The sequence below is a fragment of the Paraniabella hibiscisoli genome (assembly GCF_022512515.1).
In the GTDB taxonomy this organism is placed as follows: Bacteria; Bacteroidota; Bacteroidia; order Chitinophagales; family Chitinophagaceae; genus Niabella; species Niabella hibiscisoli.
Genome location: NZ_JAKWBK010000001.1, coordinates 4,489,610 through 4,513,611 on the forward strand (window position 1 = coordinate 4,489,610; position 24,002 = coordinate 4,513,611).

Here is a 24,002-nt window from a genome sequence, read left to right on the forward strand (position 1 = left end):
ATAAAATTGCGACGTGATTTTTTCATTGAACTTATAAGAGTTTTGAGTAATCAATAACATGGCAATTGTGCTGCATTTATACTTATGGCATGCAAACAATTTGCAATGAAATTAGTAAAAACACTTTAGCAAATTAACAATTCGGCCATACCTTTCTTATATGTTCTAATGTATTTAATTGAAATACATATCGTTACCGCTAAAATGAAGCTGTTTATTGGAACGAATAAACAAATCATTGAACAGGCTTTTTTGCATTTTGAGGACTTCTCTGCTATTCGCGGGGCAATGAATTCAGGTATTCGATGGGGGATACTTTGAAGTATTTCTGGAAATTTCTGCTGAAAAGGCTTTGCGAACTATAGCCCACCATTTTTGATATATTGAACAGGGAAAATTCGTTCTGGGCAATAAGGCTCGCTGCAGTTTTCAGTCGGGTAATATCTATCAACTCTTTGGGCGATAAAGATGATAATGATTTTATTTTCCGGTAAAAAGTAGTACGACTCATGAACACATGTTCAGCCAGGTCATCTATGTCTATATTGGGGTTCTTAATATTTGTCTTTATATAATCATCCAGCTTTTTCAGAAAAACTTCGTCCGTTTTAGAGTGTGCCATTACTCGCACATCTTCAAAAGGAGAGCTGGCAAAATGTTCTTTTATTTTCAGCCGGTTTTTTAAGAGATTAGAAATCTGCACCTGTAATAGCTCCGGTGAAAAGGGTTTTTGTATATAGGCGTCGGCGCCTACTTCTAAACCTTCAATATGCGCTTTGTGCGTATTTTTTGCAGTTAACAAAATAATCGGAATATGACAATATTCAACTTTCGATTTGATCAACCTGCAAAGTTCAAATCCATCAATGCCGGGCATCATAATATCTGATACGATCAGATGCACGGTTTCGTTATCAAGAATATTCTGGGCAATTTCTCCATTGGCGGCCAGGTGAAGGTTATAGCTGTCCCCCAATACCTGGGACAGGAATTCCAGGATATCCTCGTTATCATCAATAATCAATATGCTTTCTGTCATTACTACTTCTTTTTCCAGCTGCTTAATTTAAATTCAATCTTTTGCCTTATTGGTAGTTTTAGCTCGAAGATAATTAAATTGGTTTCACCTGAGGTTAAATGAATGCTTCCATGATGTAGGTCGGCCAATGATTTGGCCAGTGACAAACCGATACCTGTGCCAGGTTTTTCATTACCACGAACCCGGAAGAAGGGTTCAAATATCCGATCCCGGAACTCCAGGGGAATACCTTTTCCGTCATTTATAAATTGAATGGCAAAATGATCTTCTGTCGCAGGAGCAGGGAGGGCGATCACTTTAACGTTCGTAGCTGCATATTTTATGGCGTTCGACAGCAGATTGGTAAAAATCTTAACCAGGGCTTCAATATCTACAAAAGCAACGATGGATTCTTGAGGCAGTTCTATATTCAATTGTACCCCGTTTTTTATTGCTTCCTGCCTGAAGTTATTAATCTGCTCTGTTAGCAGTGCTGAGATATCTGCTTTTACAAAGCTTAAACCAAACTGGTCGGCTTCGGTTTTCCTGAAATCGAGCAATTGACTGGTTAGTTCGGCCAGCCGGTGCGCATTTCTCTCTGCCAGAACAAGGCTTTTTTGATGTCTGGCTGGTTTTCTACTTTCTTTACCACCCATTTAATGGGGCCCATAATCAAGGTAAGGGGTGTTTGTATCTCATGCGCTATATTGGTAAAGAACTCTATTTTGGCCTGGTAAATCTCCTTTTCTTTCTCATGCTCAAAAAGCACCAACCGGTTGTGGTTTTTTCGCTCAAGGTAATTACGGTAATAGCGAATGGAAAAATAGAAAGTGGCAGCTAACAGGAGCACATAAACCAGGTAAGCAAGATTACTCTTCCAGAACGGGGGATGGATCTTAATAAACAGATGCTTTTCCTTTCCAATCCAGTTACCTGTATTGCTTTCGGCCTGAACAACGAATGTGTAATTGCCTGGCGCCAGATCAGTAAAATAAACATCACGGTTGGTATTCAGATAAGTCCATGAGTTATCCAAACCTGCCATCCTGAATTTGTAACGGGTAACATCGGGCGATGCATAGTTTAACGCAGCAAACTCAATGCTGAAATTATTCTGGTTATAAGATAGCACGATTGTATCTGTATACAAGATTGAGCGTTTCAAAGGACTATTCGCTTCATTGGCTACCATTTCTTTACTGTTCACCCTGAAACCCGTAATGTAGGTGGGAGGACTTACCAGCTTTTGTCCCAGCTCTGAGGGATTAAACGAAATCAAACCTTTCACAGAACCAAAATATAATGTACCATCAACATCTTTATGGGCAGAACTATAATTGAACTGATCGGTAATAAGACCGTTAGAACGGGTGTAAACACAAATTTTTCCCGTTTTTTTATCCATGCATACAAGCCCTTTTAATGAACTTATCCATAACCGGTTCGATTGGTCTTCGAGAATGCTGAAAACAACGTTGCTTAGCAAGCCGTCTTTTACAGTAAATCTTTTAAAGGATTGATGGTCCTTATTCAGTCTTATCAGCCCACCGCCATTAGTAGCAAACCACATGTTGTGGTCGCTATCTTCCATTATGTTGTAAACTGCAAACTCATCAATGATTTTATCTTTTACCTTGTTACCAAAACGTATATTGCCTTGCTTACCTGTTTTGGGATTATAAAAGAATGCTCCCTGCGATACGGAGCCTGTCCATATATTTCCCTGGCTGTCTTCCTTTATATCAAATGTGTATACATTGAACGGGATTTGAGACACGGGATCGAAAGTTTTTTTTGCTGGTTATAAGTAAATAAACTGGAGCCATGGTAGGCTGTACCCACCAATAAGGTGCTATCTTTTGTAAGGTAGATGCTGGAAACAAAGTCGCTTTTATTACTGCTATCTCCAACAAGCGGAAACCTGCCGGTAACCTTCCCGGTTTGCATATTCAGAATTTCCAGGCCGTGAAAGAACGGCCCCACGAAAAGTTGATTCCCCAAAGCCAGTAATCCGTGTATGTTTGGATATGAAATGTCTCCAGGCTTTCCAGTTGCTGTATAATTCACAAACTGCCCCGTTGAAGGAGTGAATTTGTTGATACCCGCATCTTCGGTACCTATCCACAAATTACCTTTGCCGTCAGGCACAATTTCCCTCACAGCATCCCCCGAAATAGAATTAGTACCAGGCAGCGGATAATACTTTTTAATTTTCGCATTTTCTTTTGAGTAGTAATTTAATCCACCAAAATAGGTGCCGATCCACATACCTTCCTGGTTATCCTTGCAAAAAGTATAAACAGCATTATCTGCAATAGCGTAAGGGTCGCCCGCTCGTTTACGCAAATGTTCTAGCTTATTACTCACTTTATCATAAATATATATTCCCGATTCTGTTGCCACCCAGTATTGCTGACCCGAGCCCCTGATAATATCTCTAACATAAATGGACGCATGTTTATCCTGAGTGAGGGGTAACGCGTTTACCTTACCGGTTTTTATATTGTAAGTTTTTAATCCTTGTTTAAAGCAGCCAATCATTAGCTCCTGGTCATTCATGGCATATATTTTACTGATGGAGCGCAAATCCCTGGGTACTTTCTGATCCACCATGCTCTGATAGCTGATTGGTTTTTTATCAGACTGATACATACCTATCATGCCATCATCATTGCCAACCCATAAATTCATTTGTTTGTCCAGCGCAATACAGGAAGCCGATACATTTAAGTCTCTTACTTCACCCCGTTTCGGGTCGTATTGATGAAGGCGGTATCCTGATAAAAACCATAGATTATCTCTATTATCAATTACAAGATGACTGATATAGTTTTGCGATGGCATTTCAAGTTCTGTAAAAACCTCCTGGTAGGGGTCGTATTTGAAAATACCCTTCCCCGTACCTATCCATAACATGCCCCTGGTGTCTTCAACAATTGCGGTAATAATATTATTACCAATATTTCCGAGCTTGCTGCTTTTATTGTTAAATGATTTAAAAGTGTAGCCATCAAATCGGTTTAATCCACCGCCGCGTGTTCCCATCCATATTAGCCCCTTACGATCCTGGAGAATGGTAATTACTGCATTATGCACCAGGCCGTCATCCACCTGGTAGTGCTTAAAATAATATTGTCCGTAGCAGGATAGAGTTGTAAGCTTTAGCAAGAGAAGGGCAGTAATAAAATAATAGAAACGGCGCATAATTCGTTGATCCAAATATATAAAATGGACATTACAAAAAAGAAAGTCAGCTACCTTTTATCAAGATAACTGACTTTAATTACTTGTGCGAATTGGTTGGAATGGAAGCTATACAGCCAGCTTTTCAATATTTTGGCACAATTCGACAAAATATTAAAAAAACCGGGCTCGGGGTGGTCTAATGGAATCCCTTACGGAGTGTGCATTACTGAGCAGGAGCCAGGCGTAAACCACGTGTGGCAACGGGCCATATGCCCGGACCTGGTACTGATACGCCCTTATTGGCGCCCATAGCCATGGCATCTTCTCCAAAGTAGTATAAAGGCCATCCTTTATAAGTGAGCTGTTTTTTACCGAATACATCGATTACTCCAAATAAAGATTTATCAAGTGCCGAGGGTACTACAATTTTGTCCATTTCATAAATGGGCCAGACCGCATTTTTAGCCAGGTCAGTGGCACTCGTGTAAGTGTTTTTATTTTGCTTGTCAGGCCTGAAAATATATAAGGTAACACCTTTGGCATCGGTAAAGTATATGGATTTTCCATTGTTTTCTGTGTATGTGGGCGTAGGTGTGCCTGTAGTATCAAAAGTATATTTTTTAGTGTCCTTACCTACCAGCTGCGCCCGGGTTAGCATAATGGTATAATCGGGCTTAGCTACAAACCAAACTCCTCCAAATGCTTCCCCGCCGGTAAGCCCGGCAACTTCCGGCGTATTGGTTCCCCCTGAAACAGGAGCGTAGTAGTACAAGGGTCTTCCTTTATAAGTGGTTTGTTTAACATTAGCGGCGGTAGTGATCTGGCTAAAGTCGGCAAGGTTTAGGCCTGCACCTAAGTCTGTTGCCGAAATAGATGGTGCGTTAAAAACGGGCCATAGTAGCGCACAGCCTCCGGCGCAGGTGTTAACAGACGCAGAGTCATTAGCAAAAAATACAATGTTCTCCCATCTTTATCCGTCAAATAACTGCCAAGTGTAGCGTTGTTTTGCAACTGAACCACATAGGTTTTAGGTGGTGTATAGTCATCTTTATGATGACAACTGAACAATACGACTGGGATAATTAACAGGATGAGTTGTTGTAGAGAGGCTTGTATGTTTCTTCCTTTTATAAGAGTAATTTGTGTGTCCATGGTATTATCTTTTAGATGAAATAGGATTGTGGTACTGCTGCCGAATTTATGGGTGTAATTCGCCGGCCATTTTCTTTTTGCCCATGGTAAAAACGCGCGAAAGATTAAATCCAAACCTGATCTCTCCGTGTCCCCAGCTATTAGTGGTATTGGTGATAAAGGCTTTTTCATTCATGCCCGTGGCATTGGAAAAATGTAGTTGAAACACATGCCCGCCCGTTTCTATATCAAAACCAATGGACAGCGGATTACTATATGCATCTTTATCAAGACCTGAAATAACGTAATGATAGTCGGCAACAAACGCTACACGTTTTGAAAGCTTAACCCTTGAACCTATACCAAGCGCATAGGTATCATTAAAATCTGTGGTAGCCGGAACGGCATTCCGATGTACATAGGTAGGAGAGAGCTGCAGGCTAAAGAGATCGTTAAACTTACGCCCAATAATTACCTGGCTGTAGTAAGCTATGCGATGTTTAGTATCCGTTAGTGCGGCATCCGAAGCCAATTGTGCAGTAGCAATAGTACTTCCAGCTACCAATATTACAGATACCGGTATGTTTCTTTTTCCCTTAGATTGTTGAATTGGCCTGTACTTGATAAAACCATCAAGCTCCTTAGCCAGAGTGCTGCGTCCAACACCTATGGTTAGGTTTTTGGTGATTCCATAATCAAATCCAAGTCTCATGCTTGCCTGGTCCAGTCCAAACAATTCGCCGATGCCATCCTTAATAATACCAAAACGGTGCAGGATGCGAACATCCAGTACATTCCGGCCAATAAAATCCATCGAGTGGCCGTTGATGACACGGCTGGATTTAAAGGCGCCTGTAACCGGTTCTGATTTTTCATCTGTTGAGTCAACCAACGATAAAAGATCATCCTGGGCTGATATATTTTGTGCAAAGGAAAGCAGCAGCAGGATTACGAAGTACCCTGGTCGTTTCCGATGGAATATTTTTTGACTTTTTTCATAGCTATTTATTGAATGGTGTATAATTACAATTCACTGACACCTTAACTAACGGCGATATTTTATCCCTCACCACGCCCGGTATGGTTATTTTGAAATCGTTGGTATTAAGATTAAACACGGATATCACCTGGACCGATTGAGCACTTACTTTTATAGTACCTTTAGCAATAGTTTCTTTCTTTACACCATGAATCTCCATAATGCCTTTAACGGTGGCGTTATAAACACCCGGTTTATTAAAATTGATAGTTTCGGCTATACTACCTTTAAATACGGCCTTAGGGTATTTACTGCTTTCCATGTAATTTTCATTAAAATGTTCCTGCATCAGGTCGCGCTTAAATTCAAAGCCTTTTATCAAAACAGCTAATTCTATTTTGCCGGTTGCTGCATCAATAACACTTGTAGCTGATTTGTTGATAGCGTCAATGTCTTCCAGCGCGGTGCCTGCACTAAAACTGATGATACCGTTTTTTGTAAAATATTTCTGGGCTGAAACCTGAAATACAGTGATCAGGACCACCGAGCATAAGGTTAATAGTTTTTTCATGTCGTTGTTTTAAATTATTGGGTGATACTGCATTTGTTAAGCACTATGTCCATCAACCTACCCGTACATACGCCTTTGATTTTTACGGTGGCTCCGGCTTGAAGGCTTCTGAGAGCTGCGCTTTCTGTTTCATAAAAACTGCAGTTAACCGATGCCATTGGATTACCCGTTTCGAGGAAAACAGTGGGATTGCTGCTATCGGCATCTATCTTACTGATAACGCCCTCAACCACAATAACCTTATCAAGGTATTTGGCGTTGGCGGTCGATTCGTCCTTATCAAAATCAGCGAGTAAAGCAGAAGCCGTTGTCTCATAATAGGCAGCGGACTTTCTTATGTCAGGTGGCTTTTTATAATAAAAACAGAGGGCCAGTCCCGCAGCAATGAGTACCGTAATGAACAGCGTTACCAAAACTTTTTTCCAATTCATAATTCAATGTATTCGTGATTAATTGTCTTTCTTACCTGCATCTATCCAGGCTTTGATCAGCGCCTTTTGGGTGGCTGATAAAGCAGGGCCTCCTTTGGGCATACGGTCTGCTTGTATTGCGTTGTAAGCTGCGGTAGCATTAGCTGATATCTGGGCAAAGCTGGTTAGTGAAATGCCGTTTGGTGGATTAGTAACTCCATGGCATCCGCTACAGCTGGTTTGAAAAATAGGTAGAACCTGTGTTGAGAATTTTACTTCTGCAGCCGGGGGATTAGGAGGAGGAGTGACCACATCTTCTTTATCGGCCGAACAACTAAGCACCAGGGATGACGTGTACATCAATGCAAGTTTTAAGAATACCGTTTTTGTAGTTTTCATCATTTATAGTTTTTAGTTTAAAAAATATCGGGCAATAGAGGGCATGTTGATGCTACGACATCAATTTTTTATTGAACCTGTACTGTGATAAGTTTAAAGAGGTCTCTTTTCTATAAGTCTCTTTTAATAGATACCTGTGTGCCAATACCGCCCAGGCTAAGATTTCCGTACCCTATTTCGCTCATAGGTATTTTTAAATAAGGGGCTACCTGTACCGAAGTCTTGTTCCATTTTTGTTCATAGCCTACCGACACATTGGCCACGGCATAAAAGTTCTTTCCCTGACCCGTAACATCCCGGTCTATAAGACGTGTGCCGTTTTCATCGGTATAATCATACACATAACTTTGCTTAACCATTACCGTGGGCGACACGCCGGTGCTCACAAAAGCTTTTCTTTTTTAGAATGAACCATGTCATAGCGTACGTTAACCGGTACGTCAATCATAGTACAAGACCCCGAAATGTTAGACACTTTCGATGAAACAGGCCTGCCGCCCGGGTTAAAGTACTCATTTGCTACAGCATAGGTCATGTTCTCATAAATAACTCCCGACTCAATCGACACCCTCGAATCATTGATCCTATGCTGAACCAGGATGCCTGTATTAAGTCCCGGAGTGGAAGAAACATCTCCTTTTACCATTGCTATATTAGCGCCACCTACAAGCCCCAGCTGCCATCTGCCTGAGCTGCTTCTTTTTGCGGTTCTTTCCCCGTTGCAAAAAAGTTATTTGTGGTATAGTTGTCTTTAATGGAGTTTCCCCTTGGATCTGTTGCAAGGTCTATCTTTTTACGATCGCCTTGCTGCTCATGGTTTGTAATAGAATTATCTTTTTGCCCCGGTAAAACAGCTATAGGAGGTATAACCGCATCTCTTCCAATATTGGATGAACTATTACGGCCTCCGTACACTACATGAGGGGGCTGGTTATGGGAACTTTTATTCGATGCATCAGTTAAATGCCCGGCTGCGATAGACGGATCTCCTTCATTAAAAAAGCCTGGGAGAAATGCCACTGGTATCTTTGGCTATATCCATTGTCAAAGCTGTAGCTGTGTCATTAGATGCATTGGGTTTAGGTTGCTTAGTGGCAATAGCCCCGTCCGTTGTTTGTTTTGAAACGATGACCCAAACGATAGAGCAGGCAGCAAAAAGAATCAACAGGACCGCCGCAACCTTGTATGCCTTAGTCCATGTTAGAAAAGGAGTGATTTTTTATCAAGGTCTTCTACTGAGGTCGCTCCCTTATCTTTTAGTTGCTGCGCGTTCTTTGTATAAAATACTTCCCATGCTCCCTCCGGAGGATTGCTGTTCCTGAAATTTTCTGCTGCATCCCTAAAAAGCCTGTCAAGCTCTTCGTCTGTCATATTTTTATACTTTTTCGGCATTGGCAACTTCTAGCATTTTTCGTAAATTTTTTCTGGCTTTTAGTAAGTTGGATTTTGAAGCCCCAACAGAAATGCCCATCATACCCGCAATTTCTTCATGCCGGTATCCGTCAATTACATACAGGCAAAATGTATTTCGATACGCTGGACTCAACCTCTGTATCAGTTTCACCAGTTCTTCATATGCCAGCTGATCAGAATCGGTATGTCGGGCGTAGGCATCTGTATTATCCAGGGCCTCCGCTACATGAATAGCAGAAACTTTATGCACTGCTTTGAAGTAGTTGATACCTGTATTGATCATTATTTTTTTAACCAACTCATAAACAACCTGGATAATTCATCATCGCCGCCGGGTTCTGCAAATCCCGAAATGCTTCTGAAAACCTTTACAAATCCATCATTTAATATTTCCATAGCCTCGTCATTGTTTTTGGCGTAACGCAGGCATACCGACAATCCAAAACCAAAAAAACGTTCGTACAATAGCCTCTGTGCAACAGGCATATCTTGCTTGCAGCCCAATATGAGGTCATAGAGGCTATGGTCAGTACTTAAAGCTATTCTCAAAAGTGTTTGCGTGATTTAATTAATGTTTCAACATTTGTATATACAGCAAGATTAAATAAATGGTTGCTTTATGTATTGTTTTTATTTAAAACCCAAAAAATGTTTGCAAGCAGGATTGAAGTTTAGGTAAAGTGAAAATCTTTTATTTTCCAGATCATCGAAAAAGAGTCGCCGGAGCTCAGAGGATATTCGATAGCTCATTTTATTTGGCATATGCTTTGCCTTACAGAAAAAGTAAACTATTTAAGCTAATCATAAATACTTAAGCATGACTACACTGAACGATATTCTCAACAATGGCTTCATTGAGTTAAAAAATAATCCGGCGACTTTTGATGAATATGCACATGGAATGGTTAAAGTACATGTAAGTGCGGGGGTAGTGGTTAACGTGTTTGTTACCGATATCAAAGTGAAAGGGGTAGAAGATATTGATGAGTTAATGTATATGTGTAAGCGTGTTAATCAGTATGCTTAGGTATGAAGGAAACTAACCTACTAATCTTGCACCTCTCTTACGATATTATACACTGTGTTCGGATTTCTTTCATAATCGTAAACTTTTTGACACATTCCCTTTCCAGTTTACAATTTAAACAATGTTGAACCAAAACAACCTCGCCAGATAATTTTGTCAAATCAGCAGTTTGCTATCATAAGGATTTTCTTTCAATTTTAAACTAAGCCTAATTCGTCGTCCACCTGCATCAATGTGCCTAAAATTCTTTATCAAAGCGTTTACTCTTGCTTGAAAACTTTAAAGTGTGATAAAACTGTTTTTCAAAGCTCTATGGCTGATTAAAAATAATGTGATATTTGGTCACATTACTTATATTCGTATTGTGTTAATAGAGGGTTAACACAAAAACCCGGCTTACGCCGGGAATGGGCAACTCCTCTGTTTCAGAGAGGGCTTTTTCTATACTTAAAAGTACGTAAATTACAGATAATCACACATTAATACAAAAAAAGTAATCCTGACATTTTTAACATTCTCTAATTAAATGATTTATGTAAACAGCTGTTTAACAAATAACATGATACTTACTTATTTACGTAATTAATATAACAATGGTTTTTTTACAAATTTTTAAATGACTCTAAAAAAATGTTAGTTCATTCAAATGAAAATTATTCCGGATTAAATCTTCGTCAATAATAAGTCGTTAACTTCACGCTTTATGAATGAGGAGATTAAAAGTTTAGCCATATTTGACGATGATGAAGATATCTTATCCATTTGTCATTATGTATTGCAGGATCAGGGTTGGGAGGTGAGCACTTTTGCTAATTGCGATGATATAGTTAATAAGCTTAAAGAATGTAAGCCACAGGTTATATTCATGGATAACTGGATCCCTCCCAAGGGCGGTATTGTTGCTACCCAGGAAATTAAAAATGACAATTCGTTAAAAAATATTCCTGTTATTTATTTTTCCGCGAACAGCGAAATTTCTAAACTGGCAAGTACCGCAGGCGCGGAACATTTCCTTGCCAAACCTTTCGATCTCGATCACCTGGCCGAGGCAATCAATACCGTTTTGAAATTAAAATAATTATACGTTCGCGAAAATCTACTAATTTCCCTGATTGGCCGAAGCATAAACGGATTGTATATGGTTAATCAGATCGTCTATTTCAAAGGGTTTAGCAATAAACCCGTCTGCACCCGATTCTTCCGCTATGCTCCTGATATCGCTATTGGCCGACATCAGAATAACCGGGATATTACGGGTTAAGTCGTCCGATTTTAGTTGCTTACAAATATGACGTCCATCTGTGCCCCCCATCCATATATCCAATAAAATAAGGCCTGGAGGATCTTCCTGCACCTGTAAAACATGTAATGGATCTACTGTCGATGTCACCTCATAGCCTTCAGACTCCAATATAATGCTTACTACTTCGAGAATGCCGGGATTGTCATCGGCTATCAGGATTCTTTTTCTCATGCTTGCCAGAGCTCTTTTATATAAAAATTTCTATTCCTTCGTATTGACGCCCTTTAATGTCCGGTTTTCCCTTGAACGGTAAAACGCCGTTAAGCTTTGCCTGCTTTGTATGCAAAGTAGACAGTTGCAGTTCTTGAACAAACCGTTGAAGGTGTGTTTGGCTATATTGGCAACTTAGAAGGCTCATGTTTATTGAAGGTAATTATTCCTGAAAGCCAGGTTGCGCAAAAGTACATACTTATTCGTCAGGTTTTCATGAAAGGATGTCCTTTATATATCCTGCCGTATTTACATCAATTTTGGCTTTATAAAAAGCTACTGCGTCTCCGTTGCTAAAAGCTCGCTTTGTTTAGCAACAATATCATCGCATTCGACAAATAGCGGATGCATATTTTAATTAGATTTGCTTTCGCCGGTCATAAGCGGTTTTATTCATTGCATCCAGTTATACAACATATAAACAAAATCAACGCTCAGCCTGTAACGGACGCTGCAAAAATATTATCATTTTTTGAGGCCTATTCATTTCGAAAAAGGAAATGTTGCTGGAAGAAGGCAGACGCTGTACGACTTATTTTTTTGTAGTAAAAGGTTGTCTTCGTTTATATTTCACGGATGCAAACGGCGTTGAGCAAACTTTGCAGTTTGCCCTGGAGAATTGGTGGATGACCGATCTGGATGCTTTTCGCTCCGGGAAGAATTCGGGTTATGCTATACAGGCACTGGAACCGACCGAGGTTTTATGCATCTCTTACAAAAACTATGAGTTACTCCTGCGAGACAATTCAATAATGGAGGAATATTTCAGAAGGGTGTATGAACGCGCTTACGCTGCATCATTATTGCGTATTCAATTGATCTCACGTATGCCTAAGCAAGAGTTTTATGAGAACTTTGAGTCGAAATATCCGGATTTTTTACAACGCATACCTCAAAAAGTAATGGCTTCATTTCTAGGATTTACGCCTGAATATCTAAGCGAACTACGTAAAAACAGAAAGGTAAAAAAATAATGATAGACAGCCTGCTGCAACATATACAAAACCTGCTGCCTGGCAGCGACTTCAGTAAGGAAGATCTGCAGCCTTTTATACAAGTTCGCGCTGTGAAAAAGAAGAAATTCTTTTGAGAGAGAATGAGCATTGTGAATTCATCTATTTTGTGGTGAAGGGTGCTCTTTATTTGTATTATGAACAGGAAGATACCCGTCAGGTTATTCATTTTGCGCTGGAAAACTGGTGGCTCACAGATTATAAAACCTTTGCTACAGGTAGTCCTGCTGTTTACAGCATAGCAGCCATGGAGGATGCCGAACTCATTGTAATGAGCCGCCAACAATATGAAGCGCTTTTAAATCAATTTCGGGTTGTTGCGCTCTATTTCAACAAAATTCATGAGCGGGCCTACGGCGCCGCCCAGCTCAAGCAAAAAACCTATGCGACCTTGCCAAAAATAGATTTTTACCGGTATTTTCAAAATACTTATCCGGAAATCATCAGCCGGATTCCAGACGCAATTTTTGCATCTTATATGCAGGTTAGTTTAGAGGAGTTGATGAAATTAAAGCAGCTAAGTATTTCTTAAACCAGCTTAAGTTTTTCAGCCGAACTGCCGCTCATCTTTGTGTTATACAAATCACCTCTAAAAAAACAAAGATGAAAATAGTTATTATCGGCGGTACCGGCCTTATTGGTAGTCAATTGGTAAATCAATTACGGCAGACAGCACATGAGGTCATCGCTGCTTCTCCCAGCTCTGGTGTAAATACACTTACTGGCGAAGGCGTAAAAGAAGTTTTAGTAAATGCGGATGTAGTTATCGACGTTTCGAATTCGCCTTCTTTCGAAGCAACAGCAGTGATGAACTTCTTTAAAACTTCTAACGGGAATTTGCTGGAGGCCGCAAAAGAAGCGGGGTGAAGCATCATATCGCCTTATCGGTAGTGGGCACCAGCCAACTTCAGGAAAGTGGTTATTTCCGTGCCAAACAGGTACAGGAAGATATGATCAAAGCTTCAGGCATACCTTACACTATTGTTCATGCCACACAGTTTTTTGAGTTTGCAGGTAGCATTGTGCAAATGAGTGCAGCCGAAGGAAAAGTGGTTGTGCCTGATGCCAATATTCAACCCATTGCAAGTAAAGATGTGGTAAGCTTCCTGGCTAAAACGGCTTTAGAGCAACCAGCTAATTCTATACTCGAGATAGGCGGGCCTGAAAAATTCGGTATGGCAGGCTGGATCGGTGATTATATAAAAGTTACCGGCAAGGGGATTGAAGTGGTAGCAGACGCAAAAGCTTTATATTCAGGTTCACCCTTAGAAAAAGATACATTGGCGCCACAATCGCCGGTTTATTTAGGAGCGAGCCACTATGCTGAGTGGATAGCAGACACTGCGAATCAACGTTAGTGACGAGCTTTTTTATTAATTAAGCCCGGATTTTGCCGGGCTTAATTTTGGGGTTATACTTTTAAAGAGCCGCGAAATCCTCTTGCTCCATAATAAGATTCAGCTCCGTTATGGTAAAGGAAAACGGCATCATATCGCCGGTCGCAAAAAGAGCGCCTCCTAGTTTTCTAATGGGCGCCGGAGTTAGGATCCAGCTAGAGGTTTTTAAATCAAAATTACCTAATTGCTGGAGCTCTCTATACTGTTCTTCTGTAAGTATTTCAATGCCCATATCCTCTGCCATGCCCAATGCACTGTCTTTAGGTTTATGTTCTTTCCTCGACGCCAATGCATCGCCATCATAGCAGATACTTCTACGGCCTTTGGGACTTTCAACTGAACAATCGTAGAAAATATACTCCCCGGTTTTCTGATCAACGCCTACTACATCCGGTTCTCCTTCGGTTATCTCCATTTCATTTAAAGACCATAATTTGGCTGGATTTGCTTCAAGCTTCACTGCAACCTTTTCCCAGTCAATACTTTTATGCCGGTTCTTATTTTTCTCAAACCGCTTCTTTAGAATGCCTAAAAGTTCATCTTTTACAGAAGCAGGGAGTTCTTTTTTATTTTTCATAATGTACCATTATTATTTAAAGGATAATAATCCATTGATCAATCATCCAATCCTTTTCCTTCCATTATCAGAGGTATATATTTTTCTACCCGTGCTGCTCTTGTTTTTGATTGTTTAGCCTGGGCGAAATGAAACAGGTAAGCGCGCTGCCTCCCGGCGTTAATGCCTCAAAAGCTTTTCTTAATGGAGGCTTTTTATCCAGCTGTTCTTTAAATTCATCCGGAACTTCAAATGCTTCTGTCTTTTTCAAAGGAACCTTTAAGCCCATCATTTCTACCTCAATTGCTTCATAAATATAAGACCTGATAGCTTTTGCCTTTTGCTTTACTTCTTTTAAGCTGGTAAATCGTAATTGCCTTGCCGACTGTACGTTCTCAGTCTGCTGGATCAATATCCGTTCAGGATCTTTTAGTAAAGCGCCCTTGAAAAACAGGATCGCACAATATTCTTTAAAGCCATGTATTAAAATAATATTGGCTTTGCCCAGGCAGTAGCAGGGCTGTCCCCATTTTAATTCTTCTGCTAACCCGCAGTCAAGCGCAAGCTCCCTCATATGTAAAAACTCCGACTGCCAGGCTCCATCTTTATCAAAGAAGAAATCAACTTTTGGATTCATAACTATTAGTGATTTTGCAAAACAACCTTTCTGTTTACCGGTCTGAAATACCAGGATACAAAAGTAAGTATCAGCAGCAATACCGGGCCGAACAAGTCTTTGGCTGCATCGCCGGCAGCCAAATGCGAAAATACAGCCCCCGACATTACAAAGAAAAAGCCCGCATAAGCCCATTCTTTCAGTAAGGGCAATCTGGGTAATAGCACAACGATCACACCCAGTATTTTCCATACTCCTATAATGATTAAGAAGTATGCAGGATATCCCAACCTTATCATCATTGCGGTTTCTGCCTTTAGTTGAATTACCTGCACAATTCCGGTAGATAGCATGCCTAATGCGAGCCAGGCCGTGCTAATCCAGTAAATGATCTTGTTTCTTTTTAACATAATGGGTTATTTTAAGGTGGGCGCTATTTTTTCAAGGCGGTCATGCGCCATATTGATACCATATTCAAAAGGCATTTTTAATTGTTGCTCACGAAGCTCTACAGACCGGTATATTATCTGCATAGTCAGTTTACTGGTATCAGCAGTTAAAGGCTCAAATTCCAGGTATTCCAGTTGTACATCAAAAGGCACATTTTCCATTTCAAAAGTGCGCACCATTTTCCGGTTAGGTATTAAAGAGTGTATCACTCCATTCGCACGGAACAGCATATTTCCGTTGGCGTCAGTCGTCTCAAACTGGTATCCTCCGTGTGGTACTGCTTCAAATTTCAGTACCTTATTACCCATCCACTGTTCTATAATAGCGGCATCGGTATGTGCTTCCCACAATAATTCTACCGGCAGATCAAACTCCCGGGTTATGGTTAATTCCTGCCTGTCCTTTTCTGCATGTATTTTTGTTTTTCTTTCCATTGGTAGTGGCTTATTTAGTATAATCGAGTTGTTTAATCATGTTTCTTTTTTGCTCTTTGCTTCATAATTGCTTCCAGTTTACTGAAGCGGTCATCCCACATTTGACGAAAGGGCTCTATAAAATCATCAATCTCTTTCATTTTTTCAGCGTTTAATTGATAATACATTTCACGGCCATTTTGTTCCGACTGCAGCAGTTCACAGGCTGTGAGTATTTGCAAATGTTTTGATACCGTAGGCCTGGCTGTATCGAAGTTGGCTGCAATAGCGCCCGCCGTAAGTGATGGCGTAACTGTCAACAATAATAATATGGCTCTCCGTGTAGGATCGGCAATGGCTTGAAATACGTCTCTTCTCAGGTTCATTATGTAGCTATTTGGCTACAAATTTATGTGTAGTTATTTGACTACGCAAATTTATTTTTAAAAGAAGGTGACCGGATCTATAAAAGATTAAAATTCTTTTTCGCCCATTTCACTTTGGGGAGTACTATTTTGCGGTTTTTGCGTGACAGATTAAATCCTACGGAAAATTGTAGTTGATCAGGCTCGTAGATATAATGTGTAGTAGTATAAAAGTCATTACCCCAGGTGGTGATGCGTTGTCGATTGGAGATATTTAAACCAGCATCCATATTCAGCCACTGAAACTGGAAGTACCATCGTTTATTCGCCGTTGTTTTTTTAACGGTGAAATGAGGGGTAAGGAAGGCGCCATCTTCACCCTGGGCGGTAGCCCGCTGAGAAATATAATTGATACTGAGTTGCAGCAGCCAGTTTTGAGGTAGGTTAAATGATTGGGTACTATTGATGCTATAAACCAGGCTGCGGTTTTGCACCTGTAATGCTCCGTTGAATATCCTTCCTTTAATCTGGTAATCGTACAAATTGCCCCCCAATATAAATTGCCACACCCTTCCTAGCCCGATATTCAGGTTGGCTTCCAGACCGGTTTGTAAAGCGCTGCCGGCATTAGTAAATACGCGGTTTAGTATAGTATCTGCAAAAACGCTATTCACCCTTTGTATAGGATTGGCAATTCTTTGATGATAAAGGGTTGCAAACAGTGTGTTCTTTCCAAAACTGTATTCAATACCCGCTTCATAAGTACCGGTAAACTCCGGCAACAGATCAGGATCTCCTTGCTCCAGCGTTTCGGAGTGTTCCCGCTCTGGCACCGGATTCAGTTCAAAATTATTGGTGCGTTTCACCCTTTTGTTATAACCTACCTTCAATATGCTGTGTTCAGACAGGGCATATCTTATTTGAAATGAAGGGAACAGGTTGGTAAGCCGCAATTGATTTTGACGCCCCGTATTAGATAATAGCAAATCTCTTTCAGAACGTTCCAATCTTAGTCCTGCAGCATAGTTGAACGCTTTTGATGAACCGTTGTATTGTACATAGCCTGCATGAATGCGGTTACTTACACGTACTGAGCTACTGAAATTGGGATCCGTAACAAACTGCTTGCTGCCATTGACCAAGGTTTGGTAAAGAAACTCACCCTGCTGGTGGTCGTATCTGAATTGGTAACCTGTTTGAAAGCTGCAGCTTCCTATCGTTTTCTGATAATCCATTTTAGCACGGTAGGCATTAAGCGGGTTGGTATTAGGATTGACGGTGTATTGGATGGTGTCATTGATGTTTGGATATTGCACATTCAGATTATAGGTGATTCCCGAAAGATCCGCACGCTCAAATAATCCTGAAAAGCTTAACCTCGAGTCTTTGCTAAAATCATGGCTATAGTCCAGGTTCACTAACGTAAAAATGCCTTCCTTGTTCTGTGTATTCTCGTTATAATAAGTAAAAGACGACAGATTGCCCGTACTCAGGTTTTGCCTTGTATTGTGGTACACGAGATCAGCCACCCGGCTCTGAAATTTTTGCCGGTATAAAAACCACCTGTAAAGCTGTTACGGGGATCTGGTTTAAAACTCACAGAAAATCTTCCGCCGTAATTATAACGCCAGAAGCTGCGCTCACCCGAAGAAGGAAAGCTCGTTTTGATGCCATTGCTGATTGTATATACATCGCCTTCCCTAAAACCGGCTATGTCGTTTCTCAGGTAGTTAAGTCCCAGGTTCCAGTTCCATTTCTTTTTGTTGTAGCTCGTTACCAGATCTATTCCATAACGTTGAGGCTTATTGTACCGTTTGTTATCAAAGTCATTTAACGGCGGGGCTCCGCCCATTATAGTAGCCTGTACCATCCAGCCATCTTCCACGCCGGTTTTCGTTACAATATTAATAACCCCGCTTTTACCGTCGGCATCATAGGCGGCACCAGGACTGGTGATTACTTCAACACGCTCAATTGCGCCAGCCGGCAACTGTCCCAGCACCAGTGCGGGGTCTGCCTGTGTAGGTTTTCCATTTAATAAAAGCAAAAAGCTACCCGAGCCTCTGAATGCAATATCGCCCTGGGCATTAACGGATACCGAGGGTAAATTTCTTAATACATGTGCGCCGGTTCCGTTAGCGGCATTGCCAAACTGTGATGCCTGGTAAACCTGCCTGTCAATCTTAAAAGAAGACGGTGCTTTTCGGCCATCCACTACTATGGCAGCCAAAGACTGTATCCGCGGCACCAATTGTATCGTACCTATATTCCAGTTTGAACCAGTGTAGAGCGGTAAAGTTATTTCAACTTCTTCGTAGGACGCATGGCTTAGTTTCAGTTTTACGGGCGGTTTGTCCATTAACATTATTGAAAAAGCGCCGCGTTGATCAGTTGTACCGCTTGCCATAATAGCAGATGCTTTTTCGACAACACGTACTGTAACGTCGCTCAATGGTTTTTGATCTGAGCTATCAATAACAAGCCCTTTAATTGTGATCGTTTGCGCCATGCAAAATAACTGTGCAAGGAGCATGGATAAAAGAAAGATAAGCCGTGTCATCATATTTCAAATTTCTCTGTGCCCGCAAAATTTATGAATCAGGACAATAAAAAATGGTCTATTTGAAAATACACTGGTGTGCCGAAAGTGTTAGGGGTGTCTTAGTTGTGAGGGGGTAGAGCCCGTATTTTTTTGAAGTATTTAGTAAAATGAGAATTGTCTTTAAAGCCCAACTGGTAGGCAATTTCAGAAACAGACTGTTGGGTATATAGCAGTAGTCTCGAGGCTTCTGATACTATATATTTTGATAAAATGACTGAAGCAGGTTTCCCGGTTTCTTTTTTACAAGCTGCATTTAAGTTTTGAGGGGATGTATGGAGCAGCCTCGCGTAATAAGCAACATTGTTGATCAATTCATTCGAAGCAGCAAGCTGTTCGTGGAATGACAGGTATAAGCTTCCCCGCGATTTTTGGCCTGGAGACAGTGCCTGCTGCAATAGTTTTGTAAATAACGCTTTCATAAGGTGTATCAAAACAGTATTTTGTTTTTCTGTTACGGCATTTTCCCTGGTTAATAAGTCAAATAAAGATTCTATAACCGGTGCGTCTTCCAAATCGATATTCAGCGCACAATCAGCGCTTATCCGGGACAGTAAATAGTTGAGCTCATGATCAAAATATTGGTCAACAAATGTTTTTTTCAATATCAACACATAACCTTCCGGCTCCGAATCCATATTCCAGAAGTGTAGTTGGTCCTGCTTAATAATATGTAAAACAGGTGGCCTGATAAAAAGAGTGTCGGCATCAATAGTGTGATAGCCCGAACCCGCGGATAAATATACCAGTTCAATATAACTGTGGTGTTTGTGCGGTACTGTTGTTCTTACATTTTTTCTGAAGGCTTCTATTTTAATACCCTTTTTATTTGCCTTGTCCTTTATCTCAATCGCATAATTCATCATTCTTTTTTAAAGGTCAGTTCACCCGTTAAACTGAAGTGTGGAAAATACAAAAAGTTTCCAGTATTGTAAGTTATTTGCAAGTCTAACATCATTTAACGTGCTTTTATTAGGCTGATGGAATTGTTTTCAGGTTTACACGCTCCTGGTTCAATAGAGTTTACTAAATTAGCAACACCTTGTTTTAGTTAAAACAGTCATGAATTATAGCAATCGTCAACACCAGGAGTATTTTCCTGACAAATCTGGTGAAATGGGTTTCAACCGGCAGGTACAGGATGGTGAAACCTTGCTGCTTTTGTTTTGGACTCTTCTCTTGATATCATTCAGGCTTTTGATGCCGTGAGAGATGATTCGGGGGTTATTGTTGATTTCATCTGGAAAGTTCAGAACAAAAAAGGCCGGCAACAAAATGGTGACGTAATCGGCAAAAGCCTTTTGCTGCAAAATCCTGGTGTGCTGTCTTCAGGAATTTTCAGTAGAATGATACAGGTAGTGGAGACCGGAACAGCCAGTGAACAGGAACAATATTATTATCAGGAACAATTCGAGGGCCAGTGGTTTTATCAGGCTTTGGTAAAGCAGGGCGACGGTGTAACCATGACCACCAGAGATATTACTGCACAGAAAAAGGCTCAGCTCGATACGGAATCTGCCAAGAACCGGCTGGAAGCAATTATTAATGTATCGGCTATTGCACTTGCAAAACTGGTTGCCATTCGTAACCCGGAGGGACGGATCATTGACTTTATGTACGACTGGCTTAACGACGCTGCAATAAGAATCAGTTTTGATGCAACGCATAAAAGTATGTTGCAATCTTTTCCTTATACAGCTACCAGCGGTTTATTTGATTTGATGGTAAAGGCTGCGGAAACGGGAGAAATGCAACAGACAGAACTCCATTATTCCTCAGATGGATATGATCTCTGGCTTTATTACAAAATAGCAAAATTAGACGATGGCGTGATGTTTTCCTGCGATAATATCACGGATCGTAGAAAAAATGAGCAGGAAGTGTTAGAGTTGAAAGACAAGATGGCCCAAAAGACTAAAGACCAGCTAAAGCAAAGTGAAACACTGTTGGCCAGCATATTCAAAGCTTCACCAATTGGCCTTGGTTTTTTTGATATGAAGGGAGAGCCTGTTTTACTAAATGATGAAATGAGGCGTTTTTTGCCAACAGGTGCCATGCCTTCGCGTGATAAAAAAATGTCGACAAGTGGCTGGCTTTTAACCCTGACGGGAGCAGGATTGAACCACATAATTATCCCGGAGCCAGGGCTTTGAGAGGAGATCCCATTCTACCTTTTCTCGAAATGCAATATCTAGGGGATAATGCAGCGCCTGTTTGGGCGCGAGTTAGTTCTGTACCTTTTCTCGATGATACCGGCGTTGTACTTGGTTTTATATCGGTAATAACAGATATTAATGAATTAAAACAAACAACTGAAGAACTGAGGGAAAGCGAGCAGCAGTTGAAGCAGTTGCTGAGGCAAAAAGATGAGTTTATCAGTACAGCCAGCCACGAACTTAAAACACCTGTCACTAGCATTAAAGCTTATGCGCAACTGGTACAGGCAAACCTTGAGCGATCGGGCGACCCTCAGAATGGAGACTTATTGTCCAGGCTCAACAGGCAAATTGACCGCTTGATCAACCTTATCAATCAATTACTGGATCTTACACGCGTGCAGGAAGGAAAATTGGAGTTGCGGCTGGAAAAAACAGATATATGCGAATTACTATTGGAGCATATAGAAGAAATAAGGCCTACAACTCTTAATTCACTGGTTTTAGAAGCTGCGCACCTGCCCCTCATAAAAATAGATCGGGAAAGGATAGGACAGGTGATTACGAATCTCTTGTCTAACGCTATAAAGTATTCTTCGCCAGGTACGCAAATTAGAATTGCAGCTGAGGCCTTACAAGAGGGCATTCTCATTAGTGTTCAAGACCAGGGGAGGGTATTTCTGAAAAAGACCAGCAAAAAGTATTTGAACGGTTTTTTCGCACTACAGATGTCCATACCCACCTGGCGCCGGGTATGGGACTGGGTTTGTATATTTCAGAGCAAATTATCCGACGACATGGGGGTGCTTTTTCGCTTGAAAGTAAAAAGGGAGAGGGGTCTGTTTTTTCGTTTCTGCTACCTTTTTAAAGAAGAGTAACTACTTCGCAAAAAGGTAAGTTGACTTGAATACATACTACCCGCAGTGAAATATCATAAATTGTCTCGGCCCTTCTGAATTTCTTCCACTTAAATCCACTGCTGTTACCAACACTCACCACACGGATGCGGGGAGATACCGACCGTATGTTATTGAAAGAAATATTTAATCAATTAGGCGAAAAATAGGCTACTAAAAAAATAATTAACTGTTTTTATTGTTTACTTTGTATTTCAAAGTACTTTTGTATTAGAGATTCTTTATTAACGTATAATACAATAATTATGAAAAAACAGGCAACATTATTCCGGTCGTTGACAACGGTGGCAATAGTTACGATTGCTTTGCTGCTAGTACCTTTTATTTCCATGCAATTTACCAGCCAGGTAAACTGGAGTGCAGCCGACTTTTTAATTATGGGTGCTCTGATATTTGGCATCGGGCTATCCTATGTAATCATCAACCGATTTGCGCCCAATTGGGTGTACCGTATTGCTATCACCTTAGCCCTGATGGCCACGTTTTTAATGATATGGGTTAATATGGCCGTGGGTCTAATTGGCAGCGGACCCAATGCTGCTAATATAATGTATGGAATTATTGTATTGGTTGCAGTTGTCGGTGTTACTGTTTCGCGTTTAAGAGCCGCTGGTATGGAGCGTACTATGTACGCGATGGTATCTATGTTGATGCTGCTTACCGGTGTTGCTTTACTTGCAGGTATGGATCAATATCCCGGTAGTTCATCCAAAGAAATACTAGCAGTAGGGGCTTTTTTCTCTGTACTGTTTTTCGTTTCCGGCAGGCTTTTTAATGCTGCTAAAAATCCGCGGTTTTCGCAGAATGTATAATTTTAAATATAAATAATAATTTTATATTAAAACTCATTAATTATTATTTATCAAAGGTTTAAAAAATTTTACCTATTATTTAATTTAATATAAAAATAAGACTTCGGCCGTTGCTCACCTATTAATTAAACTGTTGCCTGAACTCAAGAGGCGATAAACTGGTTTTGGTTTTAAAAAGCTTGCTGAAAGATTGGGCATATTCAAACCCCAGCATATAAGCCACTTCACTTATCGACAAATTGGTGGTAGACAGCATTTCCTTTGCTTTTTCAATCAACCGGGCGTGTATATGTTGCTGTGCATTTTGCCCTGTATGTGCACGTAACATGTCGCTAAGATAGCTGGGAGAAATGTTGAGCTGACCGGCCAGGTGAGCTACTGTAGGTAAACCCTGGTTTAAAGCAGCCTCGCTGGTAAAATAATTTTCGAGCAAAGTTTCGAGTTTTTCCAGCAAGCTATTGTTAGCTATTTTGCGCGTAATAAACTGTCGCTTATAAAACCTGTTGGCAAAATTGAGCAGTAGCTCTACTTGTGCGATCACAATTTCCTGGCTAAAGTCGTCTATTCGGCTTTGTAGCTCTTTATCCATCATAGCAAACAATGAAAAAATAGTAGCCTGTTCTTCGTCGGATAAATGCAGCGCCTCATTTGCTGTATAAGAAAAGAAACCATACTGCTTTATAGTGCGCGCCAACGCGTGACCCAGGAAAAAATCGGGGTGTATAAGCAATGTGAAATAGCAATTACCAACCGGTTCGGGCTTAACTGCATGACCGCCGATTACCTGCTGTGGCGCTGCAAACATAAGTCCTCCACCATTAAAGTCATAATAGTCCTGGCCATATCGTAGCTTAGCGCTTGCCGGTGGCTTAAACGATATTTTATAAAAGCTCAGCACATGTGAACTTCCCAGTGCCTGTGAACAAATGGGTAAATGTTCGCCATTGATTAAGCTAATGAGCGGATGCTTTGGTTGGGGTAATCCCATTAACCGATGCGCCTCTGATATTGAAGCAAATTGCTGATGGATGGATACTTCTTTTTTCATTCAATGTATAAAA

At 40.7% G+C, this 24,002-nt stretch carries 35 protein-coding genes and 2 pseudogenes; 9 read left to right on the forward strand and 28 right to left on the reverse strand.

The window, feature by feature from the left end:
- Nucleotides 1-274: 274 nt before the first annotated feature.
- From MKP07_RS27480 to MKP07_RS27560, 17 genes are all read right to left on the reverse strand, one after another.
- The gene (locus MKP07_RS27480; protein WP_240850428.1) at nt 275-1,039 is read right to left on the reverse strand and encodes a response regulator transcription factor; all 765 of its coding nucleotides are present in this window, start codon (nt 1,037-1,039) and stop codon (nt 275-277) included.
- A gap of 2 nt (nt 1,040-1,041) precedes the next feature.
- On the reverse strand, nt 1,042-1,674 hold the full coding sequence (locus MKP07_RS27485) for a sensor histidine kinase (protein WP_240850429.1): 633 nt from the start codon (nt 1,672-1,674) through the stop codon (nt 1,042-1,044).
- Nucleotides 1,587-2,795, reverse strand: a complete 1,209-nt coding sequence (locus tag MKP07_RS27490) for a ligand-binding sensor domain-containing protein (protein ID WP_240850430.1) — start codon at nt 2,793-2,795, stop codon at nt 1,587-1,589. The genes MKP07_RS27485 and MKP07_RS27490 overlap by 88 nt, the downstream gene beginning before the upstream one ends.
- Complete coding sequence (locus tag MKP07_RS27495) at nt 2,756-4,237, reverse strand: ligand-binding sensor domain-containing protein (protein ID WP_240850431.1); 1,482 nt, start codon at nt 4,235-4,237, stop codon at nt 2,756-2,758. Before MKP07_RS27495 ends, MKP07_RS27490 begins: the two co-directional genes overlap by 40 nt.
- Before the next feature lie 190 nt (nt 4,238-4,427).
- On the reverse strand, nt 4,428-4,976 hold the full coding sequence (locus MKP07_RS27500) for a COG4315 family predicted lipoprotein (protein ID WP_240850432.1): 549 nt from the start codon (nt 4,974-4,976) through the stop codon (nt 4,428-4,430).
- Nucleotides 4,977-5,056: 80 nt separating this feature from the next.
- A complete protein-coding gene (locus MKP07_RS27505; RefSeq protein ID WP_240850433.1) occupies nt 5,057-5,356 on the reverse strand; it encodes a hypothetical protein in 300 nt (99 codons plus the stop codon).
- 46 nt (nt 5,357-5,402) lie between these two features.
- Nucleotides 5,403-6,227, reverse strand: a complete 825-nt coding sequence (locus tag MKP07_RS27510; protein WP_240850434.1) for a DUF5777 family beta-barrel protein — start codon at nt 6,225-6,227, stop codon at nt 5,403-5,405.
- A gap of 109 nt (nt 6,228-6,336) precedes the next feature.
- Entirely contained in the window at nt 6,337-6,885 is a 549-nt protein-coding gene (locus tag MKP07_RS27515) for a YceI family protein (RefSeq protein ID WP_240850435.1), read from the reverse strand.
- A gap of 14 nt (nt 6,886-6,899) precedes the next feature.
- Nucleotides 6,900-7,316, reverse strand: a complete 417-nt coding sequence (locus tag MKP07_RS27520) for an OB-fold putative lipoprotein (RefSeq protein ID WP_240850436.1) — start codon at nt 7,314-7,316, stop codon at nt 6,900-6,902.
- A gap of 18 nt (nt 7,317-7,334) precedes the next feature.
- On the reverse strand, nt 7,335-7,697 hold the full coding sequence (locus tag MKP07_RS27525) for a c-type cytochrome (RefSeq protein ID WP_240850437.1): 363 nt from the start codon (nt 7,695-7,697) through the stop codon (nt 7,335-7,337).
- Nucleotides 7,698-7,804: 107 nt separating this feature from the next.
- The gene (locus MKP07_RS27530; RefSeq protein ID WP_240850438.1) at nt 7,805-8,080 is read right to left on the reverse strand and encodes a hypothetical protein; all 276 of its coding nucleotides are present in this window, start codon (nt 8,078-8,080) and stop codon (nt 7,805-7,807) included.
- The gene (locus MKP07_RS27535) at nt 8,077-8,340 is read right to left on the reverse strand and encodes a hypothetical protein (protein WP_240850439.1); all 264 of its coding nucleotides are present in this window, start codon (nt 8,338-8,340) and stop codon (nt 8,077-8,079) included. Before MKP07_RS27535 ends, MKP07_RS27530 begins: the two co-directional genes overlap by 4 nt.
- Nucleotides 8,341-8,357: 17 nt before the next feature.
- Complete coding sequence (locus MKP07_RS27540) at nt 8,358-8,714, reverse strand: hypothetical protein (RefSeq protein WP_240850440.1); 357 nt, start codon at nt 8,712-8,714, stop codon at nt 8,358-8,360.
- Complete coding sequence (locus tag MKP07_RS27545; RefSeq protein WP_240850441.1) at nt 8,689-8,859, reverse strand: hypothetical protein; 171 nt, start codon at nt 8,857-8,859, stop codon at nt 8,689-8,691. The genes MKP07_RS27540 and MKP07_RS27545 overlap by 26 nt, the downstream gene beginning before the upstream one ends.
- Nucleotides 8,860-8,894: 35 nt before the next feature.
- Nucleotides 8,895-9,086 (reverse strand): hypothetical protein, encoded by a 192-nt coding sequence (locus tag MKP07_RS27550; protein ID WP_240851133.1) that lies wholly within the window; start codon nt 9,084-9,086, stop codon nt 8,895-8,897.
- A complete protein-coding gene (locus MKP07_RS27555) occupies nt 9,070-9,390 on the reverse strand; it encodes an RNA polymerase sigma factor (protein WP_240850442.1) in 321 nt (106 codons plus the stop codon). Before MKP07_RS27555 ends, MKP07_RS27550 begins: the two co-directional genes overlap by 17 nt.
- Nucleotides 9,390-9,593 (reverse strand): RNA polymerase sigma factor, encoded by a 204-nt coding sequence (locus MKP07_RS27560; RefSeq protein WP_240850443.1) that lies wholly within the window; start codon nt 9,591-9,593, stop codon nt 9,390-9,392. Before MKP07_RS27560 ends, MKP07_RS27555 begins: the two co-directional genes overlap by 1 nt.
- Nucleotides 9,594-9,924: 331 nt before the next feature.
- Here MKP07_RS27560 and MKP07_RS27565 point away from each other — a divergent pair, with 331 nt between their 5' ends.
- Entirely contained in the window at nt 9,925-10,134 is a 210-nt protein-coding gene (locus tag MKP07_RS27565) for a hypothetical protein (protein ID WP_240850444.1), read from the forward strand.
- Between the two features lie 703 nt (nt 10,135-10,837).
- Nucleotides 10,838-11,212: a response regulator gene (locus tag MKP07_RS27570; RefSeq protein WP_240850445.1), complete on the forward strand. Its 375-nt coding sequence runs from the start codon at nt 10,838-10,840 to the stop codon at nt 11,210-11,212.
- Nucleotides 11,213-11,233: 21 nt separating this feature from the next.
- Here the strand turns inward: MKP07_RS27570 and MKP07_RS27575 are convergent, their stop codons facing one another.
- Complete coding sequence (locus MKP07_RS27575) at nt 11,234-11,608, reverse strand: response regulator (RefSeq protein WP_240850446.1); 375 nt, start codon at nt 11,606-11,608, stop codon at nt 11,234-11,236.
- A 539-nt stretch (nt 11,609-12,147) separates the two neighbouring features.
- On the opposite strand from MKP07_RS27575, the gene MKP07_RS27580 reads away from it, so the two are divergent.
- The 4 genes from MKP07_RS27580 to MKP07_RS27595 all read left to right on the forward strand — a co-directional run bounded on the left by MKP07_RS27580 (nt 12,148) and on the right by MKP07_RS27595 (nt 14,018).
- Nucleotides 12,148-12,621 (forward strand): Crp/Fnr family transcriptional regulator, encoded by a 474-nt coding sequence (locus tag MKP07_RS27580; protein ID WP_240850447.1) that lies wholly within the window; start codon nt 12,148-12,150, stop codon nt 12,619-12,621.
- A 112-nt stretch (nt 12,622-12,733) separates the two neighbouring features.
- Nucleotides 12,734-13,192 (forward strand): Crp/Fnr family transcriptional regulator, encoded by a 459-nt coding sequence (locus tag MKP07_RS27585; protein ID WP_240850448.1) that lies wholly within the window; start codon nt 12,734-12,736, stop codon nt 13,190-13,192.
- Between the two features lie 71 nt (nt 13,193-13,263).
- A complete protein-coding gene (locus MKP07_RS27590; protein ID WP_240850449.1) occupies nt 13,264-13,527 on the forward strand; it encodes an SDR family oxidoreductase in 264 nt (87 codons plus the stop codon).
- On the forward strand, nt 13,524-14,018 hold the full coding sequence (locus tag MKP07_RS27595) for an SDR family oxidoreductase (RefSeq protein WP_240850450.1): 495 nt from the start codon (nt 13,524-13,526) through the stop codon (nt 14,016-14,018). The genes MKP07_RS27590 and MKP07_RS27595 overlap by 4 nt, the downstream gene beginning before the upstream one ends.
- Nucleotides 14,019-14,071: 53 nt before the next feature.
- Here MKP07_RS27595 and MKP07_RS27600 read toward each other — a convergent pair.
- The 9 genes and pseudogenes from MKP07_RS27600 to MKP07_RS27635 form a co-directional block, all read right to left on the reverse strand.
- Nucleotides 14,072-14,634: pseudogene (locus tag MKP07_RS27600) on the reverse strand (DUF4256 domain-containing protein).
- Between the two features lie 38 nt (nt 14,635-14,672).
- Nucleotides 14,673-14,798, reverse strand: coding sequence for a YdeI/OmpD-associated family protein (locus MKP07_RS43050; protein ID WP_394803709.1), 126 nt, complete (start codon nt 14,796-14,798; stop codon nt 14,673-14,675).
- 176 nt (nt 14,799-14,974) lie between these two features.
- Nucleotides 14,975-15,250: pseudogene (locus tag MKP07_RS43055) on the reverse strand (DUF1801 domain-containing protein); the annotation flags it as partial.
- Nucleotides 15,251-15,255: 5 nt separating this feature from the next.
- Entirely contained in the window at nt 15,256-15,639 is a 384-nt protein-coding gene (locus tag MKP07_RS27610) for a DoxX family protein (protein ID WP_240850453.1), read from the reverse strand.
- A gap of 6 nt (nt 15,640-15,645) precedes the next feature.
- Nucleotides 15,646-16,113 (reverse strand): SRPBCC family protein, encoded by a 468-nt coding sequence (locus tag MKP07_RS27615; protein ID WP_240850454.1) that lies wholly within the window; start codon nt 16,111-16,113, stop codon nt 15,646-15,648.
- 32 nt (nt 16,114-16,145) lie between these two features.
- Entirely contained in the window at nt 16,146-16,478 is a 333-nt protein-coding gene (locus MKP07_RS27620; RefSeq protein WP_240850455.1) for an ArsR/SmtB family transcription factor, read from the reverse strand.
- Nucleotides 16,479-16,555: 77 nt separating this feature from the next.
- Entirely contained in the window at nt 16,556-17,986 is a 1,431-nt protein-coding gene (locus MKP07_RS27625; protein WP_240850456.1) for an outer membrane beta-barrel family protein, read from the reverse strand.
- Nucleotides 17,947-19,020, reverse strand: a complete 1,074-nt coding sequence (locus tag MKP07_RS27630; RefSeq protein WP_240850457.1) for a carboxypeptidase regulatory-like domain-containing protein — start codon at nt 19,018-19,020, stop codon at nt 17,947-17,949. Before MKP07_RS27630 ends, MKP07_RS27625 begins: the two co-directional genes overlap by 40 nt.
- A gap of 98 nt (nt 19,021-19,118) precedes the next feature.
- Nucleotides 19,119-19,922 (reverse strand): helix-turn-helix domain-containing protein, encoded by an 804-nt coding sequence (locus MKP07_RS27635; protein ID WP_240850458.1) that lies wholly within the window; start codon nt 19,920-19,922, stop codon nt 19,119-19,121.
- Between the two features lie 300 nt (nt 19,923-20,222).
- On the opposite strand from MKP07_RS27635, the gene MKP07_RS27640 reads away from it, so the two are divergent.
- The 3 genes from MKP07_RS27640 (at nt 20,223) to MKP07_RS27650 (ending at nt 22,941) form a co-directional block, all read left to right on the forward strand.
- Nucleotides 20,223-21,209 carry a PAS domain-containing protein gene (locus tag MKP07_RS27640; protein ID WP_240850459.1) on the forward strand — a complete coding sequence of 329 codons (987 nt, stop codon included), beginning with the start codon at nt 20,223-20,225 and terminating at the stop codon, nt 21,207-21,209.
- 29 nt (nt 21,210-21,238) lie between these two features.
- Nucleotides 21,239-22,090 carry a PAS domain-containing sensor histidine kinase gene (locus MKP07_RS27645; protein ID WP_240850460.1) on the forward strand — a complete coding sequence of 284 codons (852 nt, stop codon included), beginning with the start codon at nt 21,239-21,241 and terminating at the stop codon, nt 22,088-22,090.
- A 284-nt stretch (nt 22,091-22,374) separates the two neighbouring features.
- On the forward strand, nt 22,375-22,941 hold the full coding sequence (locus tag MKP07_RS27650; protein ID WP_240850461.1) for a hypothetical protein: 567 nt from the start codon (nt 22,375-22,377) through the stop codon (nt 22,939-22,941).
- Nucleotides 22,942-23,062: 121 nt separating this feature from the next.
- Here the strand turns inward: MKP07_RS27650 and MKP07_RS27655 are convergent, their stop codons facing one another.
- Nucleotides 23,063-23,989, reverse strand: a complete 927-nt coding sequence (locus MKP07_RS27655; RefSeq protein ID WP_240850462.1) for a helix-turn-helix domain-containing protein — start codon at nt 23,987-23,989, stop codon at nt 23,063-23,065.
- Nucleotides 23,990-24,002: the final 13 nt, after the last annotated feature.

Coding starts and splice junctions, on each gene's coding strand:
- MKP07_RS27480 (WP_240850428.1), bottom strand. CDS start 1,039: ATGACAGAAAGCATATTGATTATTGATGATAACGAGGATATCCTGGAA.
- MKP07_RS27485 (WP_240850429.1), bottom strand. CDS start 1,674: ATGGGTGGTAAAGAAAGTAGAAAACCAGCCAGACATCAAAAAAGCCTT.
- MKP07_RS27505 (WP_240850433.1), bottom strand. CDS start 5,356: ATGGACACACAAATTACTCTTATAAAAGGAAGAAACATACAAGCCTCT.
- MKP07_RS27515 (WP_240850435.1), bottom strand. CDS start 6,885: ATGAAAAAACTATTAACCTTATGCTCGGTGGTCCTGATCACTGTATTT.
- MKP07_RS27520 (WP_240850436.1), bottom strand. CDS start 7,316: ATGAATTGGAAAAAAGTTTTGGTAACGCTGTTCATTACGGTACTCATT.
- MKP07_RS27525 (WP_240850437.1), bottom strand. CDS start 7,697: ATGATGAAAACTACAAAAACGGTATTCTTAAAACTTGCATTGATGTAC.
- MKP07_RS27535 (WP_240850439.1), bottom strand. CDS start 8,340: ATGGTAAAAGGAGATGTTTCTTCCACTCCGGGACTTAATACAGGCATC.
- MKP07_RS27550 (WP_240851133.1), bottom strand. CDS start 9,086: ATGCCGAAAAAGTATAAAAATATGACAGACGAAGAGCTTGACAGGCTT.
- MKP07_RS27555 (WP_240850442.1), bottom strand. CDS start 9,390: ATGATCAATACAGGTATCAACTACTTCAAAGCAGTGCATAAAGTTTCT.
- MKP07_RS27560 (WP_240850443.1), bottom strand. CDS start 9,593: ATGCCTGTTGCACAGAGGCTATTGTACGAACGTTTTTTTGGTTTTGGA.
- MKP07_RS27565 (WP_240850444.1), top strand. CDS start 9,925: ATGACTACACTGAACGATATTCTCAACAATGGCTTCATTGAGTTAAAA.
- MKP07_RS27570 (WP_240850445.1), top strand. CDS start 10,838: ATGAATGAGGAGATTAAAAGTTTAGCCATATTTGACGATGATGAAGAT.
- MKP07_RS27575 (WP_240850446.1), bottom strand. CDS start 11,608: ATGAGAAAAAGAATCCTGATAGCCGATGACAATCCCGGCATTCTCGAA.
- MKP07_RS27580 (WP_240850447.1), top strand. CDS start 12,148: ATGTTGCTGGAAGAAGGCAGACGCTGTACGACTTATTTTTTTGTAGTA.
- MKP07_RS27590 (WP_240850449.1), top strand. CDS start 13,264: ATGAAAATAGTTATTATCGGCGGTACCGGCCTTATTGGTAGTCAATTG.
- MKP07_RS27610 (WP_240850453.1), bottom strand. CDS start 15,639: ATGTTAAAAAGAAACAAGATCATTTACTGGATTAGCACGGCCTGGCTC.
- MKP07_RS27615 (WP_240850454.1), bottom strand. CDS start 16,113: ATGGAAAGAAAAACAAAAATACATGCAGAAAAGGACAGGCAGGAATTA.
- MKP07_RS27620 (WP_240850455.1), bottom strand. CDS start 16,478: ATGAACCTGAGAAGAGACGTATTTCAAGCCATTGCCGATCCTACACGG.
- MKP07_RS27630 (WP_240850457.1), bottom strand. CDS start 19,020: ATGATGACACGGCTTATCTTTCTTTTATCCATGCTCCTTGCACAGTTA.
- MKP07_RS27635 (WP_240850458.1), bottom strand. CDS start 19,922: ATGATGAATTATGCGATTGAGATAAAGGACAAGGCAAATAAAAAGGGT.
- MKP07_RS27645 (WP_240850460.1), top strand. CDS start 21,239: ATGCAATATCTAGGGGATAATGCAGCGCCTGTTTGGGCGCGAGTTAGT.
- MKP07_RS27650 (WP_240850461.1), top strand. CDS start 22,375: ATGAAAAAACAGGCAACATTATTCCGGTCGTTGACAACGGTGGCAATA.
- MKP07_RS27655 (WP_240850462.1), bottom strand. CDS start 23,989: ATGAAAAAAGAAGTATCCATCCATCAGCAATTTGCTTCAATATCAGAG.